We start from the raw sequence: 18,038 nt of genomic DNA, 5'->3' as shown, positions 1-18,038 counted from the left end.
GGCGTCCCGCCGGCTGTCCAGCCCCACCCCTGCCCGGGTGCACGCCTGGCAGTCTGGGAGAGACGCGACGAGGAGAAGCAATGAAGCAGCGCACTCTGGCAGGACGACAGGTCTCGGCGATCGGCCTGGGCGCCATGCCGCTGTCCATGAACAACGACAAGCGGTATCCGTCGTTCGAGGATGCCGTGGCAACCGTGCACGCCGCCCTCGACGCAGGCGTGACGCTCATCGACACGGCCGACATCTACGCCCCGGATGGCGAAGAGATGGGGCACAACGAGCGCATCGTCGCCGAGGCGCTCCGCACTTGGGACGGGGATTCCTCGAACATCTTCGTCGCGACCAAGGGCGGCATCACGCTCGGAGAAGACGGAGCCAAGGGACGCGACGGGTCGGAGGCGTACCTGCGCTCGGCCGCCGAGAAGTCCCTCGAGATCCTCGGCGTCGACCAGATCGACCTGTACCAGTACCACCGTCCCGACCGCACCCGTGTCTACGCCGACATCATGAAGGGACTGAAGTCATTGCAGGACGACGGCCTCGTCCGCGCGATCGGCATCTCGAACGCGAGTGTCGAAGAGATCCAGATCGCTCTCGACGTGCTCGGCGAAGGAAACCTCGCCAGCGTGCAGAACGAGTTCTCACCGAAGCATCCGGGAAGCATCGACGAGTTGCGCTTCTGCGCCGCTCACGACATCGCCTTCCTGCCGTGGAGCCCTCTCGGCGGCACCGGCGGAGGCGCCAGCAGCGTCGGCGACCGGTTCTCGGCCTTCCGTGACGTCGGCGATGCACACGGGGTCAGCCCGCAGCAGGCCGTGCTGGCGTGGGAACTCGCCCTCGACCCGCACGTCATCCCGATCCCCGGCGCGCGGCGTGCGGCATCCATCACGGACTCCGCGAAAGCCGCCGACCTCGAGCTCACCCCTGAAGAAGTGACTCGGCTGTCGGAATCGGTGGCGATCTTCGACTGACGCGACGGCGGGTCTGCGGCGCACCGCCCCACGGCTCGTCGCCCGCGAGCGGTGGAGCCGGGCTCAGATGCGCGCGGGGTCGTAGGTGTCGCTGGAGTAGCTGATGACGAAATAGCCGATCAGCGAGAGCAACCAGAGGAGGAAGACCGAGAAGACCGCGCCGTGCCCGAACGCGCGCCCGAGCCGCAGCGCCACGACGATGGCGAGGACGATGTTCGCGATGGGGACGATGTACAGCAGCGTCCACCACGCCGACAGCCCCGCGGCGCGCACGATGAAGAACGCGGCGACGAACGGAATGAGCGCCGTCCACCCGGGCTGACCCGCCTTGTTCAGGAAGGGCCACACGGCGGCGACGAACAGCACGTAGCCGAAGAACCCTCCCGCGGCGCCGCCGAAGACGGCCCCGGGGTCGTCGTTGAAGGTGACCTCGGCGAGGACCGGCAGGACGTGCAGGAAGCTGTGCATGTCCGTGAGTCTAGAGCCGCGGCGGACCGCGCCCGTGACGGCGGCGGAGGTCGAGAACGCACCCCTCGGCTCGCCGAGAAGCCTGCGCATCCACGACGACGACGCCGAGGCTTAATCGCCCTCCCCGGATCCACCCGGGCTCGCGTCGACGTGTCCGCGCCAGGTGACGATCGCGCGGGCTGCGTCCTCGTCGACTCGTGCATGACGGAACCACTCGTCCACATCGAGCTGCCGGTACATCCCGCGGAAGGCCGACTCCGGCGTGTGGCCGAATGCGGCGAGCACGGCGTGACGCTCCTCGACGTCGAAGGACCGACCATGCAGCGCGGCCATCGCGTCAGCGTTGGCGAACGAGACGAGGTAGTCGGCCACTGCGGCATCCTCGCTGACGCCGATCGACTTCAGCAGGAAGGCGGCGACGAGCCCTGTTCGGTCCCAGCCGGCTCCGCAGTGGAACAGCACCGCTCCCCTGGGAGCTGACGCGATCGCCTGTACGACCTGGGCGAGTCGATGCGGCAACTGCTGCAGGTGTGCGGCGTAGTACAGCGGGGTTCCCCACCGCCCATCCGCCTCGAAAGGCGACCAGAAGTTCCGTTCATCACCGTCGAGATCTACGCGCCGCAAGACCATGTCGTCGGGCACAGCCCCTGTGGTCTCCTCCGGCCGCCGCAGATCGATGACGGTGCGCACCCCGTGGGCTCGCAGGAAGGTCCACCCGGACTCGTCCAGACGGTCCAGCATCTCGGCCCGAACGAACACGCCCTCCGGCGTCAGCGAACCGTGGTTGCGGTCCATACCGCCGAGGTCGCGTGCGTTCGCGAGCCCGTCCACCGAGAGAGCCGTACGCATGCGGCCAGGTTCTCACACGCGCGCGCGGCACTCCCAGAGGTCTCCGATGGGGACGGACCGGGCACCTCGTCGGCGAAATGGACGGGTCCGAGCGGAACCCCACAGAACCTGCGCGCGGTGCTGAGCTACACCGGCGCCATGTCGGTGAAGCGGGAGAAGTGCCCCTGGAAGGCGATCTCGATCGTCGCGGTCGGGCCGTTACGGTGCTTCGCGACGATAAGGTCGGCTTCACCGGGACGGGTGTCCTTGTCGTACACCGAGTCGCGGTGCAGCAGCATGACCATGTCGGCATCCTGCTCGATCGAGCCCGACTCGCGCAGGTCGCTGACCTGGGGGCGCTTGTCGGTGCGCTGCTCCGAACCACGGTTCAGCTGCGACAGCGCGATCACGGGCACCTGCAGCTCCTTCGCGAGCAGCTTGAGGGCTCGCGAGAACTCGCTGACCTCCTGCTGGCGCGATTCGACCTTCTTGCCGCTGGTCATCAGCTGCAGGTAGTCGATGATCACCATGCGCAGGCCCACGCGCTGCTTCAGGCGACGGCACTTGGCGCGGATCTCGACCAGCGTCATGTTGGGGCTGTCGTCGATGTACAGCGGCGCATCGTTGATGCGGCCGCGGGTCGCGGCGATGGTGGTCCAGTCGCGGGAATCCAAGGTGCCCTTGCGCATGTTCTGCAGCGGCACGGCGCCCTCGGCGCTCATGAGGCGCATGGCGATCTCGCTGCGCCCCATTTCGAGCGAGAAGAAGATCGTGGGCATGTTGTGCTTGATCGCGGCGGCGCGGGCGAAGTCCAGCGCGAGCGTGGACTTACCCATGGCGGGACGGGCGGCCACGACGATCATCTGACCGCCGTGCAGGCCGTTGGTGAGCTCGTCGAGCTGGGCGAAGCCGGTCGGGATGCCGGTCATCGACCCGTCGCGGCCACGGGCGGCCTCGATCTCGTCGATGGCGGAGGTCACGGCGGTCTCGAGCGGCACGTAGTCTTCGGCGGTCTCGGCGCCGGTGACGGCGTAGATCTCGGCCTGTGCGTTGTTGACGAGCTCGACGGCCTCGCCCTGACCGGAGTACCCCATCTGCACGATGCGGGTGCCCGCCTCGACGAGGCGGCGCAGCAGCGCCCGCTCGGAGACGATGGAGGCGTAGTAGCCGGCGTTGGCGGCGGTGGGCACGATCGACGTGAGCGAGTGCAGGTAGTCGGCACCGCCGGCGCGCTGCAGCTCACCCGACTTGATCAGCTCGTCGGTGACGGCGACGACGTCGGTGGGTTCACCGTGCGAGTAGAGGCTGAGGATCGCTTCGAAGATCAGCTCGTGCTTGGGCACGTAGAAGTCGGCACCGCGCAGCGTCTCGATGACGTCGGCGACGGCATCCTTCGACAGCAGCATGCCGCCCAGGGCGCTCTGCTCGGCGAGGATGTCGTGCGGCGGGGTGCGCTCGTGCTCTCGGCGGCCACCGAGTCGTTCGTCGGAGATGTCAGCGATCGACACGCGCGCGTACCTCCGTCGGGTTGGGGATGTCGGGGTGGGACGAACTCACGCTATGCACGGCCTCCGACACACGCAACCGAGCCTGTGGATAACTCTGTGGAGAGATTGCGCGAAACGCCGCCCTGCCTGTGTACAACACCTGTGGAAAACGCCCGGGATCACTCAAGTCGACGATCAATTTATTACTTTCTACCAGGGCTTTTTTAATTCACACCCTGTGGATGGGATTGTGCTTGAAGTGGATGTTGAAGGTTGGGGATGACATCTGCGTTATGCACAGCCTGCGGCCCGCAGGCGTAGCAGAAACGGCGGGTTCGTGCATCCAAAAAAGACGGATGCCGTGGACCCGAGGGGCCACGGCATCCGTCCTGTCGAACCGCTTACTTGGCGGCGACCACCTGCAGCGTGATCACGGCGGTGAGGTCGTCACGCAGGCGAATGGTCGCCTCGTGCTCGCCCACCGACTTGATCGGGGAGGTGATGTGGATCTTGCGCTTGTCCAGCTCGCCGAGGCCGGCAGCCTTGACCGCGTCAGCGACGTCACCGGTCTTGACCGAACCGAACAGGCGACCCTCGGCGCCGGCCTTGACAGCCAGGCGCACCTTGGTGCCCTCGAGCGAGTTCTTCAGCGCCACGGCCTCTTCGTGGTCGTGGATCGCGCGCGATTCGCGAGCGGCGCGGATGGACGCCACCTGCTTCTCGCCACCGCGGCTCCATGCCACTGCGAAGCCCTGGGGGATGAGGTAGTTACGGGCGTACCCGTTCTTGACCTCGATCACGTCGCCGGCGCTTCCGAGCCCGGCGACCTCATTCGTGAGAATCAGCTTTGCCATGTCGGGACCCCTTACCGGCCAGCGCCGGCGTAGGGCAGGAGCGCCATTTCGCGTGCGTTCTTGATCGCCTTGGCGATCAGACGCTGCTCCTGCACCGAGACCCCGGTGATACGACGGGCGCGGATCTTCCCGCGCTCCGAGATGAACTTGCGGAGAGTGGCGACGTCCTTGTAGTCAATGACGCCGACACGGATCGCCTTCGCGGGGGCAGCGTTCTTCGCGCCCTTCCGCGGCTTGCGGCGGTCGCCGCTCGACTTTCCAGCCATGGTGTTTCCTTACGAGTGTTGGTTGATCCGAGGATCAGAAGGGTGTGTCGTCGCCGTAGGCGCCGGGGGCGCTCCACGCGTCGGGACTTGCCGAACCGGGCGTCGCCCACGGCTCGTCGGCAACCTGCTGCTGCTGCGGGCGGGACTGCTGTCCGCCCCCGCCGCCGCCGCTGTTGTTGCCGCCGCTGCCGCTGGTGCGCGTGACCTGTGCGGTCGCGTAACGCAGCGACGGGCCGATTTCATCGACCTCGAGCTCGATCGAGACGCGGTTCTGCCCCTCGCGGTCCTGGTAGGACCGCTGCTTCAGGCGACCGCTGGCGATGACCCGCATGCCCTTGGTGAGCGAACCGGCCACGTGCTCGGCGAAATCGCGCCACACGGACGCGCGGAGGAACAGCGCTTCGCCGTCCTTCCACTCGTTCGCCTGACGGTCGAAGGTGCGCGGCGTCGACGCGATCGTGAAGTTCGCGACGGGCAGTCCGCCCTGCGTGTAACGCAGTTCGGGGTCTGCCGTGAGGTTTCCCACAACGGTGATGACGGTCTCGCCAGCCATCGTGGTTACGCCTTCGGGGCCTTCGCGGGCGCGGCAGCCTTGCGAGCAGCCTTCGCGTCGGAACGCTCCTTCTCGGAGGCGACCATAGCGATCGCGTCCTCGGCGCGCAGAACCTTGGTGCGCATGATCTGCTCGCTCAGCTTCAGCTGACGGTCGAGCTCCTGCGTGGCCTCAGCCGTGGCAGTGAAGTTGACGACGGCGTAGACGCCTTCGGTCTTCTTCTGGATCTCGTAAGCGAGACGACGGCGACCCCAAATGTCGACGTTGTCAATCGTGCCCCCATCATTGGTGATGACCTTGAGGAACTTGTCAAGGTTGGGGGCGACGAGACGCTCGTCGATTTCGGGGGTGAGGATCACCATGAGTTCGTACTGGTGCGTGTGCGTCACTGACCCACCTCCTTCGGACTAGAACGGCTCCCGGGCATTTCCCGGAAGCAGGAGGGTGTGTGCACGTGTCCGGCCGTACGCGCGCAGGGGCGCTGGACGGACAACCTGGACAGTCTAGCGGATGCCGCTGAGCGTCTCGACCGCGCGGATCGGGGCCGCGCGGGCGGCGGCGCGCGGCGTCTTCGCCACTTCTTCGGAGAACAGCGGCGCTTCGGATGCCACGGCGCGCATCCCTCCGAAGGAGTGGCTTTCTCCGAAGAACTGGCGCCCGGATGCCGCGCCGGTCCACCGAGGGCACGAGCGCGAGTACTCACTCGACGCCACGAATACTCACTCGGCGGCACGAATGCTCACTCGGCGGCGGGGCGGGGGAGGGTTCGGTAGCGTGTGGGCGTGCAGGGAACTCAACGATGACGATGCCGGCGGCATCCGTGCCCTTCGACGCCCGCCCGCTCCTGGATCCGGTGGACGACGCCGAGGCCGGCCGCCTCGCGGCGGACCTGCGCCGCACCGGCCGGGCGCCGGGCGGACTCACCGGTGGGGCCCTCGTGGGCGTCATCGTCCTGGGGCTGGTCGCGCTCTTCATCCTCCCCGCTGCGTTCCAGACGCTGTTCGCCGTGGTGACCTTCACCACGGGCGGCCCGGACGTGGCGGAGGTCGCCTTCGCCTCGGTGGTGCTGCTGGTGCTGCTGGGTGGCGCCGTCGTCGGCGGCATCCTGCTCATCCGGTCCGGACGGCGCGCGCAGGCGCGACGCTGGTTCCGCCTCGATCGGTTCGCGCGGGCGAACGGCATGCGGTACGTGCCGCGTCTGACGGCCACTCCGCTGCCGGGCATGATCTTCGGCCTCGGCTCCGCCCGGCAGGCCACGGACCTCGTACGGGGGGAGGAGCCCCGCTTCGTCGAGTTCGGCAATTACCAGTACACGACGGGCTCCGGCAAGAACCGCACCACCCACAAGTGGGGCTACATCGCCGTCAAGCTCGACATCCCGCTGCCTCATATCGTGCTGGATGCCACCGGCAACAACAGCCTGTTCGGCTCCAACCTGCCGCTCACCTTCGACAAGGATCAGCGACTGGGCCTGGAGGGCGACTTCGACCGCTACTTCGCGCTCTACTGCCCTGCCGGCTACGAGCGCGACGCGCTGTACCTGTTCACCCCCGACGTCATGGCCCGGTTCATCGACAACGCCGCCGCGCTGGATGTCGAGATCGTGGACGACTGGCTGTTCCTCTACTCCAAGCGCGAGCTGTCCACGACCGACCCCGCCACGTGGGCGTGGCTGTTCGGCGCCGTCGCGGCGGTGCTGGGCAAGCTCGACCAGTGGGAGCGCTGGCGCGACGACCGGCTGCGCGGCGCGGCGGTCGGTGCTGCCGCGCCGGCGCCCGGCCCGACCGCGCCCCCGGCGGCGGCCGCGGGTCAGCCGGTCGCGGCATCCCTGCCGTTCCAGGCGCCCACCCAGCTCCTGCGCCCGCCACCCGGTGTCGCGCCCCAGGGGCGACGGCTCGCCCGCGGCATCCCGTGGGTCACGATCGTCGCCGTGAGCGGCATCGTGCTGGTGTGGATCCTGCAGGGCCTGCTGCGCGCGTTCTAGCGGCGCGGGTCACCCCTGCGGCTTCAGCCCGAAGTACTCCAGCTCGGCGTCGTTGAGCATGCGCGAGCGGATGAGGAACCGGTAGCCGGTCGGCCCTTCGACGCTGAAGCCCGCGCCGCGGCCCGGCACCACGTCGATGGTGATGTGGGTGTACTTCCAGTACTCGAACTGCGCCTGGGAGATGAACACCTCGATCGGGCTCACCAGGCCGACCTCGAGTTCGCCGAGCTTGACGTCGCTCGGACCGGTGAGGAACATCCCCACCGGGAAGCACATCGGCGCACTGCCGTCGCAGCAGCCGCCGGACTGATGGAACATCAGCGGGCCGTGCTGCTCGGTGAGCTGACGCAGCAGCGCGGCTGCGGCATCCGTCACCTGAACCCGCTCATACGTTCCGATGCTGACCATGCTGGCCTCCCTGGAGAACCGGGCGGAGGGGTGCCCCCCGACGACCCCTCCGCCCGGTGGTGATGGATCAGAAGTAGCCCATGGCCCCTTCGGCATACGACACCAGCAGGTTCTTGGTCTGCTGGTAGTGATCGAGCATCTTGAGGTGGTTCTCGCGCCCGATGCCCGACTGCTTGTACCCGCCGAATGCCGCGTGGGCGGGATACTGGTGGTAGGTGTTCGTCCACACCCGGCCGGCCTCCAGCGCACGTCCGGCCCGGTAGGCGGTGTCGCCGGAGCGGCTCCACACGCCGGCGCCGAGGCCGTAGAGGGTGTCGTTGGCGATGCTGATGGCGTCGTCGAAGTCGTCGAAGGACGTCACCGAGACGACCGGGCCGAAGATCTCCTCCTGGAAGATGCGCATGTCGTTCGTGCCCTCGAACACCGTCGGGGCGACGTAGTAGCCCTCGCTCAGGTCGCCGCCGAGGTCGACGCGCTCACCGCCCGCGAGCAGCTTCGCGCCGCCCTTGATGCCGATGTCGATGTAGCTGAGGATCTTCTCGAGCTGGTCGTTGGATGCCTGCGCGCCGATCATCGTCGCCGGGTCGAGCGGGTTCCCCTGCACGATCTTGCCCACCCGGTCGAGGCCGTCGGCGAGGAATCCGTCGTACACCGACCGCTGGATGAGCGCCCGCGACGGGCACGTGCACACCTCGCCCTGGTTGAGCGCGAAGAACGTGAAGCCCTCGAGCGCCTTGTCGTAGTACGCGTCCTTCTCGCGGGCGACATCCTCGAAGAACACGTTGGCCGACTTGCCGCCGAGTTCCAGTGTCACCGGGATGAGGTTCTGCGAGGCGTACTGCATGATGAGGCGGCCGGTCGTGGTCTCGCCGGTGAACGCGACTTTGCGGATGCGCTTGTGCTGCGCCAGAGGAGCCCCGGCTTCGATGCCGAATCCGTTGACGATGTTCACCACGCCCGCCGGCAGCAGGTCTCCGATGAGGTCGAAGAGGAACAGGATGGATGCCGGTGTCTGCTCGGCCGGCTTGAGCACGACGCAGTTGCCCGCCGCCAGCGCCGGGGCGAGCTTCCAGGTGGCCATGAGGATCGGGAAGTTCCACGGGATGATCTGGCCGACCACGCCCAGCGGCTCGTGAAAGTGGTACGCGACGGTGTCCTCGTCGATCTGGCTGAGCGAGCCCTCCTGGGCACGCAGCACACCGGCGAAGTAACGGAAGTGGTCGATCGCGAGGGGGATGTCGGCGGCGAGCGTCTCGCGCACCGGCTTGCCGTTCTCCCACGTCTCGGCGACGGCGATCTTCTCGAGGTTCGCCTCGATGCGGTCCGCGATCTTGTTGAGGATGACGGCGCGTTCGGCGGGCGTCGTCTTCTTCCAGCCCTCGAACGCCTTCCAGGCGGTGTCGACGGCGCGGTCGATGTCTTCGACGGTGCCGCGGCCGACCTCGCAGAACGGCTTGCCGGTGACCGGGGTGATGTTCTCGAAGTACTGGCCCTTGACCGGCTCGACGAACTCGCCGCCGATGTAGTGGCCGTACCGGGGGCGGTACTCGGCGACGGCACCGCGCTGGCCGGGTGCGGCGTACACGCTCGAGACGCTCTCTTCGACGATGGTCATGTTGTCTCCTTCGACGCGACGCGCGGCCCCATCGCCGCGCACCGCCGACCGTACGCCGCCGAAGGTTGCATCCCCTTGCAGGGCCCGAGTGAGCATTCGCGGCGTCGAGTGAGCATTCGCGGTGCCGAGTGAGTGCTCGCAGGTCAAGCCCGCCCTCGCCCGAATACTCACTCAGCCCGTCGAATACTCGCTCGCGAGCGGGAATACTCACTCGCGGGTGCGAATGCTCACTCGGTGGCGAGGGCGGCGAGGATGTGGGCTCGCTTGGGGGAGCGGGCGGGCAGCAGCGACAGGCACAGCCGGAGGACCTCGGTGTCAGTGGCATCCACCGAGTCGGCGTACGCGAGCAGCACGTCCACGGATGCCTCGGCCAGGAGTGCTTCCCTGAGGGTGGTGCCCACCGTCCCGCGGAACTGCTCCACCCCCGGCGCGACGGAATCCGGCAGCACCGATCCCCGGTAGGCGGCAAGGGCCACCCGATGCGCCCCGCGATCGAGCAGCGACAGCACGTGGTGCGCGTCGGTTTCGAGCTCAGCAGGCAGGCGGTACGGCCGCGACTGCGGCACGAGCTGCGGCGCCGCACGCTCGAGCACCTTGCGCAGCCGCACCATCTCGGGGCGGAGAGTGAGGGCTGCATCCATCTGTCCGTAGACGAGTTCACCCAGGCGCTCGGCGGACAGGCCCTGCCGATGCGTGGCCAGCATGAGCAGGATCTCGGCGTGCCGCGCGGTCAGCTCGGTGACCGTCTCGACGCCGCCGCCGGCAACCTCCAGCAGCGCGCGATCGCGACCCAGCACGCGCAGCGTCGCGCGGGTCGGCTGATCGGGGCGCGCGGTGCGGAGACGTGACCGCGGTCGGCGGGATTCCGGTGCCTCGGCGCGCGCCCGCAGCCGCGCCACGAGCAGTTCCCCTTCGATCGCGCGGGCTGTGGCATCCACCAGCAGCTGCGCCTGCGGGGTGACCGCCTCGCGCCCGCCGGTGACGTCGATGACACCGACCAGTCGCCGCGTCTCGGGGTCGTGCACGGGCGCGGCGGTGCACGACCACGGCTGGACGAGCCGGTTGAAGTGCTCGGCCTGCCGGATCTGCACCGACCGGTCCAGCGCCAGCGCGGTGCCGGGAGCCGACGTGCCGACCGTGCGCTCCGACCAGTTGGCCCCGGGGACGAACCCCATGTCGCCGGTGAGGGTGCGCACCCGATGATCACCCTCGACCCACAGCAGCCGGCCGGCGGCATCGCCGACCGCGACCGCGACACCGGCATCGTCGGCGGATCCGGGCAGCAGGAGCCCGCGCACCATGTCCATGACACCGGCGAGCGGATGCGTGCGACGGTAGGCCTCGAGCTCAGCGGCCGAGAGGTCCAGCGGCGGCAGGTCCTCGGCGCCGACGAGGCCCGCCAGCGACCGGCGCCACGACTCGCGTACGAGTGCCCGCACGTCGTGGAGGCGGCGTTCGTCGGCATCTCCGTGGGCGACGAACTCCTCGGGGCACGCTCGATCAGAAGGCGGGCGTTCTCGGGCGAGACGTCGCGACCCGTCGACCATGAAGACATGGCGGCTCCGATCGGCGCTGGGGAGCGTGCGGTCAGTGTAGCCCTCCGCCCACATCCGCGTCCCCCCTCTCCGCTGAGGGACGGCGCGCGGTTCAGCCGCGGGCGGACCACCAGGCGCGCAGGCGCCGCTCGGCCTCGGCCTCGTCCACGACGCCCTCGTCCAGGCGCACGTCGAGCAGGAACCGGTACGCCTCGCCGACGGCGGGCCCGGGCGGGATGCCGAGGATCTCCTGGATCCGGTTGCCGTCCAGCGCGGGGCGCATCGACTGCAGCTGCTCCTGCTCGGCCAGTTCGTCGATGCGACGCTCGATGTCGTCATACGCCGAGCGCAGGCGCGCGGCCTTGCGCTTGTTGCGCGTCGTCACGTCGGCGCGCGTGAGGATGTGCAGCCGCTCCAGCTCGTCGCCGGCGTCGCGCACGTAGCGCCGCACGGCCGAGTCGCTCCAGGCGCCCTCGGCGTACCCGAAGAACCGCAGGTGCAGCTCGATGAGCGTGGTGACCGAGCCGATCGTGTCGGAGTCGAACCGCAGCGCCTGCAGCCGCTTGCGAGCCAGCCGCGCGCCCTTGAGGTCGTGGTGGTGGAAGCTCACCCCGCCGCCGTCTTCGAGCCGCCGCGTGGCCGGCTTGCCGATGTCGTGCAGCAGGGCCGCGAGGCGCAGCGGCACGTCCGGCGCGGCATCCGGATGCCGCTCGTGCTCGAGCTCGATGGTCTGACGCAGCACCGTCAGGGAGTGCTCGTAGACGTCCTTGTGGTGGTGGTGCTCGTCGATCTCCAGACGCAGCGCCGGCACCTCGGGGAGGAACCTCGCCATCAGGCCGGTCTCGACCAGCAGGCGGATGCCGCGCACCGGGTCGTCGGCCTGCAGCAGCTTCACCAGCTCGCCCTGGATGCGCTCCGGACTCACGATCGACAGGGTGTCGGCGCGGTCGACCATGGCCGCGACCGTCGCCGGGTCGACGTCGAAACCGAGCTGCGCGCTGAAGCGTGCCGCGCGCAGCATGCGCAGCGGGTCGTCGCCGAAGCTGATGCCGGGATCGACGGGGGTGCGCAGGATGCCGGCGAGCAGGTCTTCCACGCCGCCGGACGGGTCGACCAGCGCCGGCCCGGGCAGCCGCAGCGCCATCGCGTTGACGGTGAAGTCCCGACGGGCGAGATCACCGTCGAGGTCGTCGCCGAACGCGACCACGGGCTTGCGGGTCGTGCCGTCGTACTCGTCGGCGCGGTAGGTGGTGATCTCCACCTGCTCGCCGCGCACGCGCGCACCGATCGTGCCGAACTCGCGGCCGATGTCCCACTGGGCGCTCGAGACGGGCTTGACGATGCGGAGGATGTCGTCGGGCCGCGCGTTCGTCGTGAAGTCGAGGTCGTTGGTGGTCCGGCCCAGCAGCGCGTCACGCACCGGTCCTCCCACCAGGGCCAGCTCGAAACCGGCATCCGCGAACGCCGCCGCCAGGGTGCTGACCACCGGTGACGCGGCCAGTGCGGCGGCGCGGGCGAGACCCTCGGCCATGTTGAGCATGGGTTCGAGCCTACCCAGCGTCCGTCGCCGTGCCGTGCTCAGGCGAAGGCCAGGAACCCTGTGAACAGCAACTCACGTACGCGAGGGAGAAGGTCTTCGCGGAGCGCACCGGCATCCACCTCGAGCAGCTCGGCGATCGCATCGATGAGCACGCCCACGGGCAGGTCCCCGTCGCACGCGCCCACGAGGCCGGCCAACGCCGGATCGACCTCGAGCGTGCGCCCGAACCCGCCGCCCTGACGCAGCTCGACGACGCTGGGCGCCTCCGCGCCCGGAAGGTGGTGGCGCGCCTCGGTGACGTCGCCCGCGACGACGAGCACCGACGCCGCCAGCCCGGCGTCATCGAGCGGCTGCAGGCGGTCGTGTGCGGAGAGGGCAGCCTGCAGGTGCGGGCCGAGCGGGGCGGGCACCGCCTGGACCAGGCGCTCGTATCGCGCCAGCGTCGGCGCGCCCGCCGTCGGCCGGCGCAGCAGCACGTAGCCGAAGCCGACCGCCGTCACCCCGCGGGCCGCGAAATCGTCGAGCCACGCCGCTACGAGGGAGGCGAAGGCGGGGGAGCCGGGGGTGGTGCCCCCGTCACGGATCCAGAGCTCGGCGTACTCGAGCGGATCGAGCATCTCCCGCTCCACGACCCATGCGTCCAACGGAATATCCGATGCCGCGACCCACTGCCGCACCCGATCGAGCCCGTCCTGGCCCTCGCGATATTCCCAGTTGCCCAGCAGTTGCGCCACCCCGCCCGGTGCGAGATGTCCGCCCACTCCACCGACGAACCGCGCCACGAGCGCATCGCCCACCAGCCCGCCGTCGCGGTACTCGTAGGCCGGGACGCCCGCGGCGCGCGGGGTGATGACGAACGGCGGGTTCGACACGACGCGGTCGAACCGCTCGCCGGCCACCGGTGCGAACAGGCTGCCGTGGCGCACCTCGATGCCATCGACGCCGTTGAGCGCCGCATTGAGTTCGGTGAAGAAGAGGGCGCGTGAGGAGATGTCGGTCGCGACGACATGGTCGGCGTCGCGACGGGCGCGCAGGGCCTGGATGCCGCACCCGGTGCCGACGTCGAGCACCCGGCCGACGTGCCCCGGCAGCTGCAGCCCGGCGAGGGTCAGCGACGCTCCACCCACCCCGAGGACGTGACCCTCCGGCAACGGTCCGCCCAGTGCCGCCTCGTCGAGGTCGCTCGCGATCCACCACTGCATGTCGCCTGCGGCATCCACGAACTCCTGGGGCCGGATGAGTGCTCGCGGCGCGACGATGCCGCCCTCTTCGGCCGCGGCGAGATCGAGCGCGACCAGCCCCGCGACCGTGGTGCGCGGCAGCGCATCCGTCAGCGTCGTCGCCGGCTGCACCAGGCCGAGCACGAAGAACCGCGCCAGCACGGCGAGGGCGTCGGTGCGGCAGGCGAGAGCCCGCTCGGCAGGACCGCGCAGGCCGCGCGAGATCGCGGCATCCGCCGATCCACCCCACGCGGTGCGCAGCGCATCGGCGGTGAAGCCCGCGTCGCGGAGGTCGGCGGCGAGGGCCCGGCACAGGGCGGGATCGGGGGAGAGCGGCATGGTCCCATTCAACCCGCATCCGGCGGATCGCCCGGGCACTCGGGTTGCTCGGAGGGCTCTCGGCCTAGAATCGGCCTGATGTGCGGTCATGAATCGCACCCCGAGCAGAAGCCCACCATGACCGACATCCCCGCCGCCCCACGCCGTCCGTGGATCGTTGCGCTGCTGACCGCGGTGCTCGTCCTGTTGACGTTGACGCCCGCGCTCCCGGTTTCCGCCGCCCCCGCACCGAGCCCGGAGACGCCCGCCGGCGCGCTGGAGCTCACCCTCGCCCCGGTGGGCAACGGCATCGCCCGTCCCGGCGAGGTGCTCTCACTGTCGGTGTCCCTCACCAATGACACCGACGCCGAGGCGCCCGCCGCCGAGGTCGTGCTCGAAGTGGGCGCCGCGGCCCTGCCGGACCGTGCCGCACTCACCGGCTGGCTGACCGGCGACGGCAGCGGCCGCGAACTGGACGTGCTGGGCACCGCCCAGACCGACCCGGTCGAGGCGGGGGAACGCGGCACGACGGGCATGATGGTGCCCCCGGAGGATCCGCTGATGGCCGGCAGGACGCCGGGGGTCTACCCGCTGCGTGCCACCGCCTCCATCGGCGCCGATGCGCTGGTCGCCACGAGTGTGCTGATCGTCCCGGACGACACGGTCGCCCCCGTCGCGGTGGGGGTCGTCGTTCCGATCACGGCGCCGCCGCTGAGTGACGGTCTGCTGTCCTCCGACGAGCTGCTCGCGCTCACCGCGCCCGACGGTGAGCTCACCGCCCAGCTCGAGGCGGTCGACGGCACCGGTGCGATCCTCGCGATCGACCCCGCCATCGCGGCGGCGATCCGCGCGTTGGGCACTTCGGCGCCCGCGGGTGCCACGGCGTGGCTGGCGCGCCTCGAGGGCCTGCCCAACGAACGCTTCGCGCTGCAGTTCGGCGATGCCGACGTCTCGGCCCAGATCGACTCCGGCCTGACGGCTCCGCTTGCACCGACGACGCTGCAGCCCTACCTGAACGCCGCGGATTTCATCCCGGATGCCGCCGCCAACCCCACGCCCACACCGACTCCGACCCCCACGCCGACACCGACACCGACACCGACCCCACCGGGCGCCACCCCCAGCCCTGCACCGACCACGGTGCCGGGCGACCCTGTGTACCCGAGCCTCGAGGAACTGCTCACCATCGACGGTGCCCGGGGCGGGGTGTACTGGCCGTTCACCGGCACCGCCGGTGCGAACGTCGTCTCGGCCCTCGGCGCGCTCAGCACCGACCAGGTCGCCACGGCCACCCTCATCGCCTCCGACACCACCGCCCAGGGAGCCAACGCGGGCACCGTGCCCGCCCGGGCCACCGTCGAGGCGGCATCCGCCCTCGTCTACGACTCTGCGATCTCCGCCGCCCTCCAGCGCGCCTCGATGACCGATGAGAGCGCCCTGCGCGCAGCGGCACTGACCGAGGCGACCGCGCAGCTCGCGTTCGCCGTACGCGAGAGCGATGGTCGCCCGCTGCTGGTCACTCTCGACCGTGGCGACGGTCGTTCGCGGCTCGGCATCACCACCGCGCTGTCGACGGTCGAGACGGCCCCGGCGGCCGCCTCGACCGGTCTCGAGGCGTTGCTCACCGCCGAAGCGACGGACGTGTCGATCGTCGATGCCTCCTCCGACGAGGCGCGCACCGCCGCCATCTCGGCGCTGCCCCAGGACGAAGCAGCCCTCGCCGATTTCGCCACCATCCTCGACGACCCGGCGGTGCTCACCGCGCCCGAACGGGCCGACATGCTGCAGCTGCTGGGCGGCGGATGGCTTCCCGATCCCGCCGGCTGGCAGACCGCCGTCACGGCGCATCGCGAGGCGACCGCGCGCACCCTCGGTTCCGTCAGCATCCCCCAGCTCACCGACATCAACCTCGTCGGCCAGAACGTGCCGCTGCGCATCTTCGTGCGCAACGGGCTGGAATGGCCCGTGAACGTCGTGCTCATCGCCCAGCCGGGCGACCCGCGCCTGCTGGTGCAGCGCGCGACGACCGTGCGCGCCGCGCCCGACAGCAACACCCGCGTCGAGATCCCGGTCGAGGCGCACGTGGGCAACGGCGAGGTCGACCTGCGCCTCGAACTGCTCTCCCCGAGCTACCTTCCGATCGGAGCCTCGCAGACGGCCACCGTGCTGGTGCGCGCCGACTGGGAGGTCATCGGCATCGCCGCGCTGGCGATCGTCGTGGTCGGTCTGCTCGTGATCGGCCTGGTGCGCACCGTGCGCCGCCGCCGCGGACGCGCCGCTGCCGAGACCCCGACCGACGACACCCCGGACGACACCGCCGAGAACGGACAACGATGAACATCGGCCGCGCGAGCGTTCTCATCGGAGCCGGCACTCTGGTCTCGCGAGTGACGGGGCTGCTGCGATCGATCGTGCTCGTCACGGCGATCGGCACGGCGATGGCCGGCGACGCGTTCGTCGTGGCGAATCAGCTTCCCAACGCGATCTTCCTCATCGTCTCGATGGGCATCCTCACCGGCGTCATCGTGCCGCAGATCGTCGCCGCCGGCCGCAGCGACGACGGCGGCGAGGCGTTCATCTCCAAGCTCATCACCCTGGGCGCGGTGGTGCTGCTGGCGATCACCGTGATCGCGGTCGCCTGCGCGCCGCTGCTGGTCTCGCTCTACGGCGGTGGCTTCTCCCCCGAACAGCACGCCCTCGCCACCGTCTTCGCGTACTGGTGCCTGCCGCAGATCTTCTTCTACGGCCTCTATGCGCTGCTGGGGGAGACCCTCAACGCCCGCCGCGTCTTCGGGCCGTACACGTGGACGCCGGTGGTCAACAACGTCGTCTCGATCCTCGGGTTCGGCGCCTTCATCGTGCTCTACGGAACGCAGTCCTCGATCGAGGGCTGGGATGCCGCGATGATCGCGCTCATCGCGGGCACCGCGACCCTCGGCATCGTGCTGCAGGCCGCGCTGCTGCTGGTCTTCTGGCGCCGCACCGGCCTGCACCTGCGCCCCGACTTCCGCTGGCGCGGCATGGGGCTGGGCGTCATCGGGCGCCTCGCGAGCTGGACGTTCCTCATGGTGCTCGTGGCCCAGCTGAGCGCGATCGTCCAATCGAACGTGCTGTCGGATGCCTCCGAGGCCGGGGCCGCCGCGAACATGGTCACCGGCAACGCGAACCTCATCTTCATGCTGCCGTACTCGATCATCGTGCTGTCGATCGGCATCCCGTACTTCACGCAGCTGAGCGAGCACGCCGCCGACGGGCGCATCGACGACATGCGCCGCGACATCGACACCAGCATCCGCTCGATCGGCGTGCTCATCGTCGGGGCGACCGCCGCGCTGGCCGCGGCCGCCGTGCCCGTCTCCCGCATCTTCACCAACGACGCCCCCACCGCCGTCGAAGGCGCGCTGGTGCTCAGCGGGTATCTCGTGGGACTCATCCCCATCGCGGTGCTGTTCACCATCCAGCGCTCGTTCTACGCGCTGGGCGACACCCGCACCCCCTTCGTCTTCTCACTCGTGCAGGCCGTCATCGTCGCCGTCACGGCGTTGCTGGCATCCACCCTGCCCGCAGGTCTCACGGCGGCAGGCGTCGCGCTCGGACAGTCGAGCGCCCTCACCGTGGCCCTCGTGATGGCGGCGGTGCTGCTGCGGCGCAAGATCGGGCGGCTCGAGGCCGGCCGGTGGGTCCCCGCGCTGGGGCGCTTCGTCCTGGCGGCCCTGCCCGCCGGCGCCGCGGGCTGGCTGATCTACTTCGCCGTCGGCGCCCAGGACAGCTGGATGGTCGCCGACAAGCTGCAGGGCGCCCTCGGGACCATGCTCATCGGAGCGGTCGTCGCCGCGGTGTACGTCGGCATGCTCGCGGTGCTGCGGGCTCCCGAGCTGCAGGTGGCCCTCGGCCTCGTGCGCCGCGTGCTGCCCGGCCGACGCTGAGTCCACGCCGCGCCGTGCGCCGGAGGCGGCTGGAATGCCCCGCGGTTAGCATGTGTTGAGACATG

At 69.9% G+C, this 18,038-nt stretch carries 15 protein-coding genes and 1 pseudogene; 4 read left to right on the top strand and 12 right to left on the bottom strand.

Features of this window, described 5'->3' with window-relative positions; translation table 11 throughout:
* The first annotated feature begins 80 nt into the window (after positions 1-80).
* Positions 81-971, top strand: a complete 891-nt coding sequence (locus tag ACFVR6_RS00610) for an aldo/keto reductase (RefSeq protein ID WP_386957815.1) — start codon at positions 81-83, stop codon at positions 969-971.
* 63 nt (positions 972-1,034) lie between these two features.
* Here the strand turns inward: ACFVR6_RS00610 and ACFVR6_RS00605 are convergent, their stop codons facing one another.
* The 7 genes from ACFVR6_RS00605 to rpsF form a co-directional block, all read right to left on the bottom strand.
* Positions 1,035-1,439, bottom strand: a complete 405-nt coding sequence (locus ACFVR6_RS00605) for a DUF5684 domain-containing protein (RefSeq protein WP_386957813.1) — start codon at positions 1,437-1,439, stop codon at positions 1,035-1,037.
* A 111-nt stretch (positions 1,440-1,550) separates the two neighbouring features.
* Complete coding sequence (locus ACFVR6_RS00600; protein ID WP_386957811.1) at positions 1,551-2,288, bottom strand: tyrosine-protein phosphatase; 738 nt, start codon at positions 2,286-2,288, stop codon at positions 1,551-1,553.
* Between the two features lie 125 nt (positions 2,289-2,413).
* Positions 2,414-3,775 carry a replicative DNA helicase gene (gene dnaB / locus ACFVR6_RS00595; RefSeq protein ID WP_386957810.1) on the bottom strand — a complete coding sequence of 454 codons (1,362 nt, stop codon included), beginning with the start codon at positions 3,773-3,775 and terminating at the stop codon, positions 2,414-2,416.
* Between the two features lie 380 nt (positions 3,776-4,155).
* Positions 4,156-4,608 carry a 50S ribosomal protein L9 gene (rplI, locus tag ACFVR6_RS00590; protein WP_386957808.1) on the bottom strand — a complete coding sequence of 151 codons (453 nt, stop codon included), beginning with the start codon at positions 4,606-4,608 and terminating at the stop codon, positions 4,156-4,158.
* Between the two features lie 11 nt (positions 4,609-4,619).
* Positions 4,620-4,874, bottom strand: coding sequence for a 30S ribosomal protein S18 (rpsR, locus tag ACFVR6_RS00585; RefSeq protein ID WP_133541417.1), 255 nt, complete (start codon positions 4,872-4,874; stop codon positions 4,620-4,622).
* A 34-nt stretch (positions 4,875-4,908) separates the two neighbouring features.
* The gene (locus ACFVR6_RS00580) at positions 4,909-5,427 is read right to left on the bottom strand and encodes a single-stranded DNA-binding protein (RefSeq protein ID WP_386957806.1); all 519 of its coding nucleotides are present in this window, start codon (positions 5,425-5,427) and stop codon (positions 4,909-4,911) included.
* 5 nt (positions 5,428-5,432) lie between these two features.
* On the bottom strand, positions 5,433-5,789 hold the full coding sequence (gene rpsF, locus ACFVR6_RS00575; RefSeq protein WP_386958801.1) for a 30S ribosomal protein S6: 357 nt from the start codon (positions 5,787-5,789) through the stop codon (positions 5,433-5,435).
* Positions 5,790-6,226: 437 nt separating this feature from the next.
* Here rpsF and ACFVR6_RS00570 point away from each other — a divergent pair, with 437 nt between their 5' ends.
* The gene (locus ACFVR6_RS00570; RefSeq protein WP_386957804.1) at positions 6,227-7,411 is read left to right on the top strand and encodes a hypothetical protein; all 1,185 of its coding nucleotides are present in this window, start codon (positions 6,227-6,229) and stop codon (positions 7,409-7,411) included.
* A gap of 9 nt (positions 7,412-7,420) precedes the next feature.
* On the opposite strand, the gene ACFVR6_RS00565 is transcribed toward ACFVR6_RS00570, so the two are convergent.
* From ACFVR6_RS00565 to ACFVR6_RS00545, 5 genes and pseudogenes are all read right to left on the bottom strand, one after another.
* Positions 7,421-7,819: a DUF779 domain-containing protein gene (locus ACFVR6_RS00565; protein ID WP_386957802.1), complete on the bottom strand. Its 399-nt coding sequence runs from the start codon at positions 7,817-7,819 to the stop codon at positions 7,421-7,423.
* A 67-nt stretch (positions 7,820-7,886) separates the two neighbouring features.
* Positions 7,887-9,434 (bottom strand): acetaldehyde dehydrogenase ExaC, encoded by a 1,548-nt coding sequence (locus ACFVR6_RS00560; protein WP_386957800.1) that lies wholly within the window; start codon positions 9,432-9,434, stop codon positions 7,887-7,889.
* A gap of 227 nt (positions 9,435-9,661) precedes the next feature.
* Positions 9,662-10,989, bottom strand: a pseudogene (locus ACFVR6_RS00555) (GAF domain-containing protein).
* 92 nt (positions 10,990-11,081) lie between these two features.
* Positions 11,082-12,509, bottom strand: a complete 1,428-nt coding sequence (locus ACFVR6_RS00550; RefSeq protein ID WP_386957798.1) for a CCA tRNA nucleotidyltransferase — start codon at positions 12,507-12,509, stop codon at positions 11,082-11,084.
* 38 nt (positions 12,510-12,547) lie between these two features.
* Positions 12,548-14,068 carry a DUF7059 domain-containing protein gene (locus tag ACFVR6_RS00545; RefSeq protein ID WP_386957796.1) on the bottom strand — a complete coding sequence of 507 codons (1,521 nt, stop codon included), beginning with the start codon at positions 14,066-14,068 and terminating at the stop codon, positions 12,548-12,550.
* Positions 14,069-14,146: 78 nt separating this feature from the next.
* On the opposite strand from ACFVR6_RS00545, the gene ACFVR6_RS00540 reads away from it, so the two are divergent.
* Both ACFVR6_RS00540 and murJ read left to right on the top strand, forming a co-directional pair.
* On the top strand, positions 14,147-16,384 hold the full coding sequence (locus ACFVR6_RS00540) for a DUF6049 family protein (RefSeq protein WP_386957795.1): 2,238 nt from the start codon (positions 14,147-14,149) through the stop codon (positions 16,382-16,384).
* Entirely contained in the window at positions 16,381-17,973 is a 1,593-nt protein-coding gene (gene murJ / locus ACFVR6_RS00535) for a murein biosynthesis integral membrane protein MurJ (protein ID WP_386957793.1), read from the top strand. The genes ACFVR6_RS00540 and murJ overlap by 4 nt, the downstream gene beginning before the upstream one ends.
* Positions 17,974-18,038: the final 65 nt, after the last annotated feature.

Source organism: Microbacterium sp. NPDC058021 (assembly GCF_042885955.1).
Lineage (GTDB): Bacteria > Actinomycetota > Actinomycetes > Actinomycetales > Microbacteriaceae > Microbacterium.
Note: the sequence above shows the minus strand (reverse complement) of the source record. Positions and strands in the feature narration are given on the sequence as shown.

Coding starts and splice junctions, on each gene's coding strand:
- ACFVR6_RS00610 (WP_386957815.1), top strand. CDS start 81: ATGAAGCAGCGCACTCTGGCAGGACGACAGGTCTCGGCGATCGGCCTG.
- rpsR (WP_133541417.1), bottom strand. CDS start 4,874: ATGGCTGGAAAGTCGAGCGGCGACCGCCGCAAGCCGCGGAAGGGCGCG.
- ACFVR6_RS00580 (WP_386957806.1), bottom strand. CDS start 5,427: ATGGCTGGCGAGACCGTCATCACCGTTGTGGGAAACCTCACGGCAGAC.
- ACFVR6_RS00565 (WP_386957802.1), bottom strand. CDS start 7,819: ATGGTCAGCATCGGAACGTATGAGCGGGTTCAGGTGACGGATGCCGCA.
- murJ (WP_386957793.1), top strand. CDS start 16,381: ATGAACATCGGCCGCGCGAGCGTTCTCATCGGAGCCGGCACTCTGGTC.
- ACFVR6_RS00560 (WP_386957800.1), bottom strand. CDS start 9,434: ATGACCATCGTCGAAGAGAGCGTCTCGAGCGTGTACGCCGCACCCGGC.
- ACFVR6_RS00605 (WP_386957813.1), bottom strand. CDS start 1,439: ATGCACAGCTTCCTGCACGTCCTGCCGGTCCTCGCCGAGGTCACCTTC.
- ACFVR6_RS00570 (WP_386957804.1), top strand. CDS start 6,227: ATGACGATGCCGGCGGCATCCGTGCCCTTCGACGCCCGCCCGCTCCTG.
- ACFVR6_RS00545 (WP_386957796.1), bottom strand. CDS start 14,068: ATGCCGCTCTCCCCCGATCCCGCCCTGTGCCGGGCCCTCGCCGCCGAC.
- rplI (WP_386957808.1), bottom strand. CDS start 4,608: ATGGCAAAGCTGATTCTCACGAATGAGGTCGCCGGGCTCGGAAGCGCC.
- ACFVR6_RS00600 (WP_386957811.1), bottom strand. CDS start 2,288: ATGCGTACGGCTCTCTCGGTGGACGGGCTCGCGAACGCACGCGACCTC.
- ACFVR6_RS00550 (WP_386957798.1), bottom strand. CDS start 12,509: ATGCTCAACATGGCCGAGGGTCTCGCCCGCGCCGCCGCACTGGCCGCG.
- ACFVR6_RS00540 (WP_386957795.1), top strand. CDS start 14,147: ATGTGCGGTCATGAATCGCACCCCGAGCAGAAGCCCACCATGACCGAC.
- rpsF (WP_386958801.1), bottom strand. CDS start 5,789: ATGGTGATCCTCACCCCCGAAATCGACGAGCGTCTCGTCGCCCCCAAC.